Here is a 12,395-nt window from a genome sequence, read left to right on the forward strand (position 1 = left end):
CGCTCCGGGGGCTTGGAGCGAGGGCCAACCTGACGTTCGTCACGCAGGGGAACACTGGCAGTCCCGGGCAACAGGGGGAAAATCCCGGGTGGCCTGTATTCACACCCGATCTTTACGCGCAGAAACCTGTCGCTCGGGTGAACGGTTGTAAGAAAAAGCCGCTAACTGTGAACGGAATTCCTCCGCGGGTCGTTCCAACGGAACGCTCCATCGTCCACCGGCCCGTTGAACCGCTGGTTGGACAAGCGGATTGTCGTGCGATTGCCCTGGCTGTCGAGCATCACCCAGCCCTGCAACATCAACCCGCCCGGGGCGGCCGCGTCACGTGCGAAAACGAGCGTTATTCGGCCATATTCGGGATGCCTGGCATCATAACCTTCCACCGACAGCACGCGCGGATCGGCCGAGGGAATGACCTTCGCGTAATTCCCGATATCCTTGTCAGGATTGATGAGTACGCCAAGCGGCGTGTTGCCGATCGGCCAGCGCTGCACCTGCCGCACGGAATAATCGATGAAGGTGAGCGCCTTGCCATCGCCAACGATCAGGAGCGGTACGCCCTTTTCATACTGAAAGCGGATCTTTCCCGGTTTCTTGAGCGTCAGCGTCCCGGTCAGCACTTTGCCGTTGCGGTCCGTCTGGCTGAAATCGGCTGTCATGCTGGAAACTGCCGAAAGGTGCCGCTGCACCTGCGCCAGATCCCCGGTCTGCGCCACCGCTGGGGCGGCCACAGCGACGATCGCGGACAAAACGGGCAGGACGGTCTTCACGCCAAATCTCCAGTCATCACCAGCCCCTATCCCCGACGCCGATTGAACACCCCGTGAACTCTCCGTTCATCCGAACAGCGAGATCAGTCCATGAGTGCTATCGGTGCCGATCCAGCCCTCATACACCATCTTGAACGCGACAAAGAGGATCACCGCCAACCCGAAATAGGCGATCCAGCGATAGCGGTCGATAATCCGGGCGATGAAATTGGCCGCCAGCCCCATCAACGCGACAGACAGCAGCAGCCCGACGACCAGAATTCCCGGATGTTCGCGCGCCGCGCCCGCCACTGCCAACACGTTATCGAGGCTCATCGATACGTCCGCCACGGCAACCGCCCAGGCAGCACCCGCAAAGCTCTTGGCGGGGGAGACGCCTGATTGCTGGCTGCCGTCGGACGCGTCCGCATGATGCCCGCCGCTCCTGATCTCACGCCAGAACTTCCAGCTCACCCACAGCAACAGCAGGCCGCCGGCGAAGATCAGTCCGACGATACCCATCAGCCATGTCACGATCAGCGCGAACAGAATGCGCAGCACCAGCGCCGCGCCGATGCCGATCAGTATCACCTTCTTGCGCTGTTCAGACGGCAGACCGGCGGCGAGCGCACCGACGACAATGGCGTTATCGCCCGCCAGCACCAGATCGATCATCAGCACCTGGCCGAATGCCGACAGCGCCGCCGGATCGGTAAGATTGGAGAAATCGGCGACAATATGCTGCCAGATATCGCCTAGCGAACCGGGGCCCTGCACGGCGGCCGCGGCGGCGATCAGAGTGAAGATCAACGCTGGTAACTCCCGGATTTGTTCCCCTGCCAACGGCTAACGCCGCTGCGGGTTGCAATCGGATGTTACAGCGCACCGGCGGTCGCGGCTACAGGTCTGTCACCTGGTCACCCTGTCGCCGAGCGCCGCAACCATCGAGGATACGCTGCCGGTTTCCGCCGCGCCGGCGCAAAAGGCCAACGGCGCCACAATATCGCGCCGTCGAATCGAGGTGCGCCCCATGCCAAACTGGCACAGGGCTCACACCGCTACTGGTTCATGCTGTCGAAGAAATCCTCGTTCGTCTTGGAATCCTTCATCTTGCCGAGCAGGAATTCCATCGCATCGACAGTGCCCATCTGCATCAGGATGCGGCGCAGCACCCACATCTTGGAGAGCTGCCCCTTTTCGACCAGCAGTTCTTCCTTGCGCGTGCCCGATTTGCCGACGTCGATCGCCGGGAAGATGCGCTTGTCCGCCACCTTGCGATCAAGCACGATTTCGGCGTTGCCGGTGCCCTTGAACTCCTCGAAGATCACTTCGTCCATGCGGCTGCCGGTATCGATCAGCGACGTGGAGATGATGGTGAGGCTGCCGCCTTCCTCGATATTGCGCGCCGCGCCGAAGAAGCGCTTGGGCCGCTGCAGCGCGTTGGCGTCCACACCACCGGTCAGCACCTTGCCCGACGAGGGGACGACGGTGTTGTACGCGCGGCCGAGGCGGGTGATGTTATCGAGAAGAATGACGACGTCCTTCTTGTGTTCGACGAGGCGCTTGGCCTTCTCGATCACCATCTCCGCGACCTGGACGTGGCGTGTCGCCGGTTCGTCGAAGGTGGAGGACACCACCTCGCCGTTTACCGTGCGCTGCATATCTGTAACTTCCTCGGGCCGTTCGTCGATCAGCAGCACGATCAGAAACACTTCGGGATGGTTGTGCGAGATCGCGCGGGCGATATTCTGCATCATGATCGTCTTGCCGACGCGCGGCGGCGCGACGATCAGGCAGCGCTGCCCCTTCCCGATCGGCGCGACCACGTCGAGCACGCGGCCCGACTTGTCCTTGATCGTGGGGTCTTCGATTTCCAGCTTTAGCCGCTCGTCGGGATAGAGCGGCGTGAGGTTGTCGAAATTGACGCGGTGGCGAACGCGATCGGGATCCTCGAAATTCACGCTGGTGAGCTTGGTCAGCGCGAAATAGCGCTCCCCATCCTTCGGCGCGCGGATTTCGCCTTCCACCGTATCGCCGGTGCGCAGACCGAACTTGCGGACCTGATTCGGCGAGACGTAGATATCGTCGGGCCCGGCGAGATAATTCGCCTGCGGCGAGCGGAGGAAGCCGAAGCCGTCGGCCAGCACCTCGATCGTGCCCTCACCCATGATCTGGTCGCCGTTCTCGGCCTGAACCTTAAGGATCGCGAACATCAGATCCTGCTTGCGCAGCGTGGAGGCGCCTTCGACGCCAAGCTCCTCCGCCAGCTGGACCAGTTCCGCCGGAGCCTTCTTTTTCAAATCTTTCAAATGCATATGTATCTCGTCCCGATGGGATCGGCAGGGGGAGGTAGCTCGGACGGCGGATAACGCTCGCGAACGATGCTGTAAGGAGGCGGCGGAACAGGAAAGAACCACCGTTGCGACGACCTAGGAAGAGGCCGCCGGCAAGTCAAGATACGAAGGGCAAGCAGATCAGAACGGGCGCACCATCACGAGAATCACGGTCAGTGTAGCGGCCAGCGCCGGCACCTCGTTCATCATCCGCAATGTCCGGTTGCTCAGCGTCGGCCTTCCCGCCGCCAGCTTCCTGGAATATCCGACCGCCCAGCCGTGGTAGCCCGAAAGCAGCACGACAATCGCGATCTTGGCATGGAGCCAGCCGAGACCGGGCGCACCCGCCAGCAATCCAAGATTGATCGCAAGCAGCACGCCGAACACCCAGACGAGCACCATCGCCGGCGTCAGGATAATGCTGCGCAAGCGGCGTTCCCGTTCCACCCAACGCGCGGCGTCGGCGGGATCGGCAAGGCCTTCCTGATGATAGACCAGGTAACGCGGCAACATGAACATGCCGGCCATCCAGAAGATCACGAAGATCACATGCCCGGCCTTCACCCAGTCATAGGCCGCGCCCAGAAATCCCGGCTGCATCAGTTTCTCCTCACCCGCGCCACGAGTTGCTCGACATGGGCGATCGGCGTGTGCTGGCCGATGCCGTGGCCGAGATTGAAGATGTGTGGCCGATCGCGAAATGCTTCAAGCACCCGATCGATTCCCCGCGACAGCGCATCGCCCCCCGTCTCCAGCGCCAGCGGATCGAGATTGCCCTGCACCGGCATTCCCGGCGGTAACACGGCATCGGCCCAGCGCGGATCGACCGTTTCGTCCAGCCCGATCGCGTCCACGTTCGTCCCGATGGCATAGGCAGGCAGCTTGCCCCCTGCACCTTTGGGAAAGCCGATGATCGGCGTCTCCGCGTGGCGCTCCTTCAGCGCGTGCACGATCGCCGCGTTGGGCGCGATGACCCAACGGTCGAACTGTTCAGGCGACAGGCTGCCCGCCCAGCTGTCGAACAGTTGCACCGCTTCCACGCCGGCCTCGATCTGCCGCGACAGATAGTCGACCGTCATCGAGACGATCGCCGCGATGATCGCGTCGAACGCAACCGGATCGCGATAGGCGAAGCTGCGTGTCTCGCCCTGGTCGCGGCTGCCCTGCCCGGCAACCATGTAGGTGGCGACGGTCCAGGGGCTGCCAGCAAAGCCGAGGAAGGTCGTCTCGGCCGGAAGCTGTCTCTTGACCCGCGCGACCGTCTGATAAACCGGATCGAGCCGCGCCTGAGCCCGCTCGAGCGCGCCCAACGGATGATCGATGAGCGCCGGGGAAAGACGCGGCCCCTCGCCGGCACCGAAGGTGAGATCCTGCCCCAGCGCCCAGGGCACCATCAATATGTCCGAGAACAGGATCGCGCCATCGAAACCGAAGCGGCGGATCGGCTGCAGCGTGACCTCGGCCGCTGCCGCGGGATCGGTCGCGAGTGCCAGGAATCCACCTTTTTCAGCCCGCAGTGCGCGATATTCGGGAAGGTATCGCCCCGCCTGTCGCATCAGCCACATCGGTGGAATGGCGGACTTCTCACCCTTCAGGACATTGAGCAGGGCCTTGGTCACCGGGAAGTGCATCCTTCTTCAATAATAAGGGATTCAAAGAGGTTGTTGATGCAGTAGGCGCGTGGGTTGCGGGGCTTATGCGTCAGTGCCGGAAATGCCAACAGCTTGACCGCGCGACAGTGGCTGAATCGCACGGATTCGGAAATCTCCATCCCCATAATCCACAGACTGTGGAGGAACAGCGGGGCCGTGGGCCGGTTTGTGGACGAATCACGCGTTATCCCCCGCGCCCGATCCGGGTTGGCGGACGGTTGAGCTTACGCTAGCGCTTATCCGCATGTTATCCACATGGTCGTACCGTCGATGGTGAGGCTTCACCTGCACTTGCTTTCGGATTCGACCGGCGAGACGCTGGAGAATATCGCGAAAGCGGCGCTCGCGCAGTTCGATGATGTCGAAACGGTGCGCCATTTCTGGCCAATGGTGCGCACGGAAACGCATCTCGATCGTATCCTGCAGGAGATCGCCCAGAATCCCGGTCTGGTAATCTATACGCTGGTGAACCCCGCGACCCGCGGCGCGCTGGAGCAGCGATGCCAGTCGCTTGGGCTGCCGATGGTGGCGCCGCTCGATCAGGTCACCGATTCGCTTACTGATCTGCTCGGGCAGCAGGCGAAGGGGCGACCGGGGCGGCAGCATGCGCTCGACGCGGCCTATTTCGAGCGGGTGGATGCGATCCAGTTCACGATCGCGCATGATGACGGGATCGGCGCCGAGGATTGGGAGCAGGCGGATATCGTGCTCGCGGGCGTCAGCCGTTCGTCCAAGACGCCGACGTCGATCTATCTCGCCAATCGCGGCTACAAGGTCGCCAATATCCCGATCGTCGTGGAAAGCCCGCCGCCGGCAATACTTTATTCGCTCAGGAACCCGTTGATCGTCGGGCTGACCACCAGTGCGGACCGGCTGATCCAGGTCCGTCGCAACCGGCTGCTGTCGCTCAACCAGACACCGCAGACGGCATATGTCGATCAGGAGGCGGTTACCAAGGAAATTGCCTTTGCCCGGCGGATGTTCACCGACAATGGCTGGCCGGTAATCGACGTCACACGCCGGTCGATCGAGGAGACGGCGGCGGCGATCATCTCGCTGTGCAACGAGCATCGCGGCAATCCTGGCGGGGGCGAGCAATGAAACTGGTCCTGGCCTCGCAATCGGCGTCGCGCTGCGCGATGCTGGAAGCGGCTGGCGTCCCGTTCACGGCGCAGCCGGCGCATGTTGATGAGGCGGCGGCGAAAGCGGCACTCGCCGATCGAAGTCCGCGCGATCTCGCCGATGCGCTGGCCGAGCTAAAGGCGCTGAAGGTGTCCCAGCGCGAGCCGCAGGCGCTGGTCCTGGGATCGGATTCGCTTGCCGTGCTGGAGGATGGCACGATTCTCGACAAGCCGGTAACGCGCGAGCAGGCGGCCGAGCACCTGTCGCTGATGTCTGGCAAGCGCCACGATCTGGTGAGTGCGGCGGTGGTCGCCGAGGGCGGCCGTGCGGTGTGGCGGCACGTCGATCGTGCGCGGATGTTCGTGCGGCCGCTGACCCCGGCATTCATCCATGCTTATCTCGATGTCGAGTGGCCGGCGATCGCGGGTTGCGTCGGCTGCTACCGCGTCGAAGGACCGGGCGTGCAGTTGTTCAGCCGGATCGAGGGCAGCCAGTTCACCGTGCTGGGCATGCCTTTGCTGCCGGTGTTGTCCTATCTGCGCGAACGCGGAGTGCTGCTGGTATGACGAGACCCTATGCCGAGGTGATCGGCGATCCGATCGCCCATTCCAAATCGCCGCTGATCCATGAATTCTGGCTGGAGAAGCTGGGAATCGACGCGGAGTACCGCGCGACACATGTCGTGGCGGACGATCTGCCGCGCTTCCTCGCCGACAGGCGGAATGATGCGGCGTGGCGAGGGTGCAACGTCACGATTCCGCACAAGATCGCGATGCTCGATCTGGTGGACGATCCGGGCGATGTGCGTGCGTCGATCGGCGCGATGAACACGATCGTTCGCGATGCCGAGGGGCGCGTGTTCGGCACCAATACCGATGCCGCAGGATTCTATGCGCCGATTGCGGAGATCGACCTTGCCGGTGCCCCGGTGGTGGTGATCGGGGCGGGCGGCGCGGCGCGCGCTGTGCTGTTCGCCCTCGCGCGTGCGGGCGCCGGGCATGTCACCGTCCTCAACCGCAGCCCGTTGAAGGGCGCGGCCCTGCTCGCGCGGTTCGGCCTGAAGGGTGATGCCCTGCCCCTTTCGGCGACGCTTCCGCCGGCAGCGCTGCTCGTCAACACCAGCGCGCTGGGCATGCAGGGGCAGCCGCCGCTCGAACTCGATCTGTCGCCGTTGCCGGATGGCGCGGTGGTTTACGATATCGTCTATGCGCCGCTCGAAACCGCTTTGCTGCGGCAAGCCGGGGCGCGCGGTCTGGAAACGATCGACGGGCTTGAGATGCTGATCGGCCAGGCGGCGATGGCGTTTGAACTGTTTTTCGGCCGGCCGGCCCCCCGCGCGCATGACGCGGCGCTGCGCACGTTGTTGATGCGATGATAAAGCTTGGCCTCACGGGGTCGATCGGAATGGGAAAATCCACCGTCGCGGCAATGTTCGCAGAGGAAGGCGTTCCTTTGTTCGATGCGGATGCGGCGGTCCATCGGCTGCAGGGAGCAGGCGGATCACTCGTCGCTGCGATCGAGTCCCGCTTTCCCGGCACCACCAGCCGGAACGGCGTTGACCGGCAGAAGCTTGGCGCCGCAGTGCTGGGCGATGATGTCGCGATGAAGGCGCTTGAGGCGATCGTTCACCCTGCCGTGGGGGCGGAGCGCGCGGGATTTCTCGCCGATCATGCCGATGCTGCGATGGTGCTGTTCGATATCCCGTTATTGTTCGAGACCGGCGGCGAGAAAGCGGTGGACAAGGTGGTGGTGGTTTCCGCCGCGCCGGACGTTCAGCGTGCGCGGACCCTCGAGCGCCCGGGGATGACGCCGGAGAAGTTCGATGCGATCCTCGCCCGCCAGATGCACGACGCCGATAAGCGCGCGCGCGCCGATTTCGTCATCCCCACCGATGTGCCGATCGAGGAGACCCGCGCCGCGGTGCGCGCGGTGATCGCTTGCCTGTCGCGCCAGACAGGCCGATAACGGGCGCATGCGGGAGATAGTGTTCGATACCGAAACGACCGGGCTGAGTTTTTCCGGCGGAGATCGGATGGTCGAAATCGGTTGTGTCGAAATTTTCAACCGGGTCGAGACGGGGCGCACCTTTCACGCTTATTACAATCCCGATCGGCCGATGCCGGCGGAGGCATTCGCGGTTCACGGCCTGTCCGACGCATTCCTTTCGGACAAGCCGCGCTTCCCCGATACGGTCGAAGCGCTGCTCGAATTTATCGGCGATGCGCCGCTCGTCGCGCATAACGCCGGGTTCGATTTCGGTTTTCTGAACGGCGAGCTGAGGCAATGCGGCCGTCCGCCGGTGTGCACCACGCGGATGGTCGATACGTTGAACATTGCGCGCTCGAAGCACCCTGGCGCCAAACATACGCTGGACGCGCTCTGTTCGCGGTTCGGGATCGATCGATCGCATCGCGTATTGCACGGTGCACTGCTTGACGCACAACTGCTCGCGCAGGTCTATGTCGAGCTGACGGGCGGGCGGCAGATCGGTCTCGGCCTTGTCAGCGAGATTGTCGTGGAAGCGACTGGTCAGGGACAGGCTCGGGTCAGCTCTGTCGTGCGTCCGGCCCGCGTTTTTTCGGTGAGCGAGGCGGAACTTGCCGCGCATGCTGCGTTCATGGGGAGGGTGAAGAACCCGATTTGGGGGAACGACGCGTCAGCATGACGCACATTCGGCACACGGGAAATATCCGGTGTCGCAACAAGTGGAGAAGAGAATATGGATATCCGCGTTTCTGGTCATCAGGTCGCCACGGGCGACGCGCTCAAGACCCATGTCGACGAGCGGCTCCAGGGCATCGCGGACAAGTATTTCTCGCGCGCGCTGTCGGCCGAAGTCACCTTCGGCAAAGGTCCGCGCGATGCGGGGTTCACCTGCGATATCGTCGCGCATGTAATGAAGGGCCTGGTGCTGAAGGGGCGCAACGATGCGCAGGACGCGCATCTCGCCTTTGACGGCGCGGCGGCGAAGATCGAGACGCAGCTCCGCCGCTACATGCGCCGCCTGAAGGATCGGCAGGCCGACAAGGCTGCCGAACTGGCGGAGGCCAATGGCTATGACAACGCGGGCTATACGCTGTTCGCCGAAACCCCTCAGGAAGATGAGGCCGGCGATGCGCCGCTGATCGTCGCCGAAACGCGTGTCGACGTGCCTGATGCCAGCGTTTCCGATGCGGTGATGATGCTCGATCTGCGAAACACCCAGGCATTGCTCTTCCGCAATTCCGGCACGGGCGCCTATAACATGGTCTATCGCCGTGGTGACGGGACGATCGGCTGGGTCGAACCGCAGCGAGCACGCTGAGGGAAGCAAAATATCGATGACCAGTGATCTCAGCGACCTGTTGTCGCACGACTTCATTCTTGTCGACGTAGCCGCCTCGGGCAAGAAGGCGCTGTTCCAGCATATCGCGGCCGTCACCGGGAAAGCGTTGGCGCTTGATCCGGTGACGATCAGTGCCGCGCTTGCCGAGCGCGAGAAGCTTGGCTCGACCGGTTTCGGCGGTGGCGTAGCAATTCCCCACGCCCGGATTCCCGGCATCCCGCGCATCGCGTTGCTGGTTGCGCGGCTTGCGAAGCCGATCGACTTCGCCGCGGTGGACGACGTGCCGGTTGATATCGTTGTCGCGATGCTGTCACCGCCGAATGCGGGGGCGGAGCATCTGAAGGCGCTGGCGCGCGTTTCGCGCAAATTCCGCAATCGCGCGTTCGTGGACAAGTTGCGCGGCGCGGGCTCGCGAGACGCTTTCTATGCATTGTTGACGGCGGATGAAGCGCGTGAAGCTTCCTGAAGGCGCGCCGGCGCATTTCCGCGCGCTGGAGTCGCTCTATGTTGCGGCGCCGATAAACCGATTCTTTGAATCGACGCTCGAAATTGTCGACGCCGGCGTCGCGCGCATCCGGTTCACCGTCGATCAGCGCCATTTTCATGCCGGCGGCGCGACCCACGGCACCGCGTATTTCAAGATGCTCGATGACGCGGCCTTTTACGCCTGCAACAGTCTGGTGACCGATCGATTCCTGCTCACCACGCAATTCAGCCTTTTGTTCACCCGTCCGCTGCCGGAGGGGCCGATCGTGGCGGAGGGCCGCTGGATCAGCGGCCATCGACGTGTGTTCGTTGGGGATGCGCGGCTGATCGACGCGGAGGGTGAGGAAGTGGCGCGCGGCACAGGAACGTTCATGCGCAGCAGGATCGCGCTCGCGGGTCTTCCCGGTTATCGCATGGCATGAACGCGCGGCTGCCGACACATATTCTGGTCAGTGCGCTATTACAGCGGGTGAACGACGCGGGCGGGATCGCGGTGGTTCGGGCGCGGGGGGACGCACAAGCGGGGGCGATCCTCGTCATTGACGAGCAGCAGTCGGCGGTGCTCGAGCGCGGGATCGGCCCTGATGGCGGGACGGCTTTGATCTCGACCGGCCCGGCGTCCGCGGCGGACGAATCGATCGACAATTACTGGGCACGCCGGCGGCAGCGAGACCCGGATCTCTGGGTGGTTGCTCTGGATATCCCGCAGGCGAAACGGTTCGCCGCTGAAACGATCTGCGCCGATTGACTCTGCTGCGCCGCAAAAACAGGAGCGCTACGTTCTTGTTCTAGCGTTGTGCCGATTGCGGGTGCGATCCGTTCGGTGACGCAGTCGGGGGGGAACCCGGCCGGTCGCACATTCTGACGATCGCGCATCCGCGTCCCAACCGCCCATGTCTGTTGTTGAATGCCGTTCCAATCCCGGATCGCGATCGCCGCGACCATGACTTTAGCCGCCATAGGGCTCGCTGCCGGAAGCAGCCCCAGCCTCGCGGCCGAGATAGCGCCTACGGCGCTCGCGACTATCCAGCCGGCCTATGTGCCGTCTGTTTCCACCACCATTGATTCCCCCTCCCCCGCTCCCGCGCCGACCGGATCGGTCGCCGACGATGCGCAGCCGGGGGACGTTGTGGCCTATCCCAATCTCGCAGCGGCCGTCGCTGCTCAGCCGATCAAGGGCGAAGTCGATGAGGATCTGCGCTGCCTTGCCGGCGCGATCTATTACGAATCGAAGGGCGAGCCGCTTGCCGGCCAGTTGGCCGTTGCGGAGGTCATCCTGAATCGCGCCGGCACAAGCCGTTTTGGTGACAGCGTTTGCGATGTCGTGAAGCAGCCGGGCCAGTTCTCGTTCGTGCGCAGCGGCCGGATTCCCAGCGTCGATCAATCGCGCCCTGCATGGCGCACCGCACTCGCCGTCGCCAAGGTTGCGATGAACGATGCGTGGGAAAGCGATGCGGGTGAAGCGCTGTATTTCCATGCGCGTCGCGTCGCGCCGGGCTGGAGCCGCGTGAAGGTTGCTTCGATCGGCAATCACATCTTTTATCGCTGATCTTTTTTTCGTTCCCTAGATGTTCTATACGGGCGAGGTGACAATCACCTCGCCCGTTTCATTGGTCGATGCTTCAATCGCCCCCATGGTGGCGGCGGATGTGGCGCGCGGCGTCACCAGGATGCTGTTGCGGCACGAGCTGGTGGCTATCCCCGAGGTGCCGCTGGAAGGCGGGCGCCGCGCCGATCTGATGGCGCTCGATGCGCGCGGCCGGATCACGATCGTGGAGATAAAGGTGTCGCGCGCCGATCTGCTCGGGGATGGCAAATGGCGCGAATATCTGGATCACTGCGACCGCTTCTTCTGGGCGGTGCCGGCCGGATTCGATCCGTCGCCGATCGAGACCGAGGCGTTCATGCCCGAACGTACCGGGCTGATCGTCGCCGATCGCTATGACGCGGCGGTATTGCGCGAGGCGCGGACCGATCCGCTTGCCAGCCATGTGCGCAAGCGCTGCACACTCGCCTTCGCGCGGCGCGCCGCGCGAAGGCTGATCGCCGTTCACGATCCGGAGGCGATACCGATCCTGTGAACGACGCGTTTTGCGTGCGCGATCACATCTTCGGGCCGGAGATCGCGCGCTTCGCTACCTTGGGTTTCTCATCGATCAACTTGGCGATCGCGGGCGCGCGCGAATCGGCATGGGCGTAATCGCGCGCCGACATGCCGGCCACATTGTCGGTAAGGTCGGGATCGGCGCCCGCGTTGAGCAAGGTCCGCACCAGCCCCAGGTCGCGGCGCTGCACGGCGCGAATCAGCGGCGTTTCGCCGGCGGAATTGGCAAGGTTGGGGTTCGCCTTCACCAGCAGCAATGTATCGACCAGACCGTTCTGTCCGAACTGGATCGCCATCAGCAGCGGCGTATCGCCCTTGCTGTTGCGAAGATTCGGGTCCGCGCCGCGCGACAGAAGATAGCGCAAATACGTGTCGTCGCCGCGCCGGATCACGATATGCAACGCCCCGTCGCCATTCGTCTGGTCACGGGTATTGATGATCCGCTGGCCGGGCTGGTCGAGGATCTTGGTCACCTCGTCCCCCTTGGCGTCCTTCACGGCCTGAAGAAACTTGTAGCTCTGCGATTGCTGCTGCGCGATCGCGGATAGCGGTGTGGTGCTCATCAGGATCGCGGCGGCGAGAAGGAAGCGCTTCATTGGCGGTCGGATTTCCACTCGATGTTGT

Annotated in this window: 17 protein-coding genes; 11 read left to right on the forward strand and 6 right to left on the reverse strand. The window is 63.5% G+C overall.

What is annotated here, in order from left to right:
- Positions 1-161: 161 nt before the first annotated feature.
- From ACM61V_RS03480 to hemE, 5 genes are all read right to left on the reverse strand, one after another.
- Positions 162-770, reverse strand: coding sequence for a LolA family protein (locus ACM61V_RS03480; RefSeq protein WP_137786964.1), 609 nt, complete (start codon positions 768-770; stop codon positions 162-164).
- A 66-nt stretch (positions 771-836) separates the two neighbouring features.
- Complete coding sequence (locus ACM61V_RS03485) at positions 837-1,559, reverse strand: TerC family protein (protein WP_137786963.1); 723 nt, start codon at positions 1,557-1,559, stop codon at positions 837-839.
- A gap of 248 nt (positions 1,560-1,807) precedes the next feature.
- Positions 1,808-3,064 (reverse strand): transcription termination factor Rho, encoded by a 1,257-nt coding sequence (gene rho, locus ACM61V_RS03490; protein WP_137786962.1) that lies wholly within the window; start codon positions 3,062-3,064, stop codon positions 1,808-1,810.
- Positions 3,065-3,223: 159 nt separating this feature from the next.
- Positions 3,224-3,682 (reverse strand): CopD family protein, encoded by a 459-nt coding sequence (locus tag ACM61V_RS03495; RefSeq protein WP_137786961.1) that lies wholly within the window; start codon positions 3,680-3,682, stop codon positions 3,224-3,226.
- Entirely contained in the window at positions 3,682-4,701 is a 1,020-nt protein-coding gene (gene hemE, locus ACM61V_RS03500; RefSeq protein ID WP_283214561.1) for a uroporphyrinogen decarboxylase, read from the reverse strand. Before hemE ends, ACM61V_RS03495 begins: the two co-directional genes overlap by 1 nt.
- 303 nt (positions 4,702-5,004) lie before the next feature.
- On the opposite strand from hemE, the gene ACM61V_RS03505 reads away from it, so the two are divergent.
- From ACM61V_RS03505 to ACM61V_RS03555, 11 genes are all read left to right on the forward strand, one after another.
- Positions 5,005-5,835 carry a pyruvate, water dikinase regulatory protein gene (locus tag ACM61V_RS03505; RefSeq protein WP_137787094.1) on the forward strand — a complete coding sequence of 277 codons (831 nt, stop codon included), beginning with the start codon at positions 5,005-5,007 and terminating at the stop codon, positions 5,833-5,835.
- Positions 5,832-6,422: a Maf family protein gene (locus tag ACM61V_RS03510; RefSeq protein WP_137786959.1), complete on the forward strand. Its 591-nt coding sequence runs from the start codon at positions 5,832-5,834 to the stop codon at positions 6,420-6,422. Before ACM61V_RS03505 ends, ACM61V_RS03510 begins: the two co-directional genes overlap by 4 nt.
- Positions 6,419-7,231 carry a shikimate dehydrogenase gene (aroE, locus tag ACM61V_RS03515; protein WP_137786958.1) on the forward strand — a complete coding sequence of 271 codons (813 nt, stop codon included), beginning with the start codon at positions 6,419-6,421 and terminating at the stop codon, positions 7,229-7,231. The genes ACM61V_RS03510 and aroE overlap by 4 nt, the downstream gene beginning before the upstream one ends.
- The gene (gene coaE, locus ACM61V_RS03520) at positions 7,228-7,821 is read left to right on the forward strand and encodes a dephospho-CoA kinase (RefSeq protein ID WP_137786957.1); all 594 of its coding nucleotides are present in this window, start codon (positions 7,228-7,230) and stop codon (positions 7,819-7,821) included. The genes aroE and coaE overlap by 4 nt, the downstream gene beginning before the upstream one ends.
- Positions 7,822-7,828: 7 nt before the next feature.
- Positions 7,829-8,521, forward strand: coding sequence for a DNA polymerase III subunit epsilon (gene dnaQ / locus ACM61V_RS03525; protein WP_137786956.1), 693 nt, complete (start codon positions 7,829-7,831; stop codon positions 8,519-8,521).
- A 54-nt stretch (positions 8,522-8,575) separates the two neighbouring features.
- Positions 8,576-9,160: a ribosome hibernation-promoting factor, HPF/YfiA family gene (gene hpf / locus ACM61V_RS03530; RefSeq protein WP_137786955.1), complete on the forward strand. Its 585-nt coding sequence runs from the start codon at positions 8,576-8,578 to the stop codon at positions 9,158-9,160.
- Between the two features lie 16 nt (positions 9,161-9,176).
- Positions 9,177-9,647, forward strand: coding sequence for a PTS sugar transporter subunit IIA (locus tag ACM61V_RS03535; protein WP_137786954.1), 471 nt, complete (start codon positions 9,177-9,179; stop codon positions 9,645-9,647).
- Positions 9,625-10,089: a PaaI family thioesterase gene (locus ACM61V_RS03540; protein WP_137786953.1), complete on the forward strand. Its 465-nt coding sequence runs from the start codon at positions 9,625-9,627 to the stop codon at positions 10,087-10,089. Before ACM61V_RS03535 ends, ACM61V_RS03540 begins: the two co-directional genes overlap by 23 nt.
- On the forward strand, positions 10,086-10,415 hold the full coding sequence (locus ACM61V_RS03545; protein WP_137786952.1) for a DUF1491 family protein: 330 nt from the start codon (positions 10,086-10,088) through the stop codon (positions 10,413-10,415). Before ACM61V_RS03540 ends, ACM61V_RS03545 begins: the two co-directional genes overlap by 4 nt.
- Positions 10,416-10,574: 159 nt before the next feature.
- Entirely contained in the window at positions 10,575-11,216 is a 642-nt protein-coding gene (locus ACM61V_RS03550) for a cell wall hydrolase (protein WP_137786951.1), read from the forward strand.
- 19 nt (positions 11,217-11,235) lie between these two features.
- Positions 11,236-11,748, forward strand: a complete 513-nt coding sequence (locus tag ACM61V_RS03555) for an MmcB family DNA repair protein (RefSeq protein WP_137786950.1) — start codon at positions 11,236-11,238, stop codon at positions 11,746-11,748.
- A gap of 22 nt (positions 11,749-11,770) precedes the next feature.
- Here ACM61V_RS03555 and ACM61V_RS03560 read toward each other — a convergent pair whose 3' ends face one another.
- A complete protein-coding gene (locus tag ACM61V_RS03560; protein WP_137786949.1) occupies positions 11,771-12,367 on the reverse strand; it encodes an ankyrin repeat domain-containing protein in 597 nt (198 codons plus the stop codon).
- Positions 12,368-12,395: the final 28 nt, after the last annotated feature.

Source organism: Sphingomonas sp. TX0543, assembly GCF_048565505.1.
GTDB lineage: Bacteria > Pseudomonadota > Alphaproteobacteria > Sphingomonadales > Sphingomonadaceae > Sphingomonas.

Excerpts from the sequence above, each read along its gene's own strand:
- rho (WP_137786962.1), bottom strand. The coding sequence starts at position 3,064 with ATGCATTTGAAAGATTTGAAAAAGAAGGCTCCGGCGGAACTGGTCCAG.
- ACM61V_RS03495 (WP_137786961.1), bottom strand. The coding sequence starts at position 3,682 with ATGCAGCCGGGATTTCTGGGCGCGGCCTATGACTGGGTGAAGGCCGGG.
- ACM61V_RS03505 (WP_137787094.1), top strand. The coding sequence starts at position 5,005 with ATGGTGAGGCTTCACCTGCACTTGCTTTCGGATTCGACCGGCGAGACG.
- ACM61V_RS03510 (WP_137786959.1), top strand. The coding sequence starts at position 5,832 with ATGAAACTGGTCCTGGCCTCGCAATCGGCGTCGCGCTGCGCGATGCTG.
- aroE (WP_137786958.1), top strand. The coding sequence starts at position 6,419 with ATGACGAGACCCTATGCCGAGGTGATCGGCGATCCGATCGCCCATTCC.
- coaE (WP_137786957.1), top strand. The coding sequence starts at position 7,228 with ATGATAAAGCTTGGCCTCACGGGGTCGATCGGAATGGGAAAATCCACC.
- dnaQ (WP_137786956.1), top strand. The coding sequence starts at position 7,829 with ATGCGGGAGATAGTGTTCGATACCGAAACGACCGGGCTGAGTTTTTCC.
- hpf (WP_137786955.1), top strand. The coding sequence starts at position 8,576 with ATGGATATCCGCGTTTCTGGTCATCAGGTCGCCACGGGCGACGCGCTC.
- ACM61V_RS03535 (WP_137786954.1), top strand. The coding sequence starts at position 9,177 with ATGACCAGTGATCTCAGCGACCTGTTGTCGCACGACTTCATTCTTGTC.
- ACM61V_RS03540 (WP_137786953.1), top strand. The coding sequence starts at position 9,625 with ATGAAGCGCGTGAAGCTTCCTGAAGGCGCGCCGGCGCATTTCCGCGCG.
- ACM61V_RS03545 (WP_137786952.1), top strand. The coding sequence starts at position 10,086 with ATGAACGCGCGGCTGCCGACACATATTCTGGTCAGTGCGCTATTACAG.
- ACM61V_RS03550 (WP_137786951.1), top strand. The coding sequence starts at position 10,575 with ATGCCGTTCCAATCCCGGATCGCGATCGCCGCGACCATGACTTTAGCC.
- ACM61V_RS03555 (WP_137786950.1), top strand. The coding sequence starts at position 11,236 with ATGTTCTATACGGGCGAGGTGACAATCACCTCGCCCGTTTCATTGGTC.
- ACM61V_RS03560 (WP_137786949.1), bottom strand. The coding sequence starts at position 12,367 with ATGAAGCGCTTCCTTCTCGCCGCCGCGATCCTGATGAGCACCACACCG.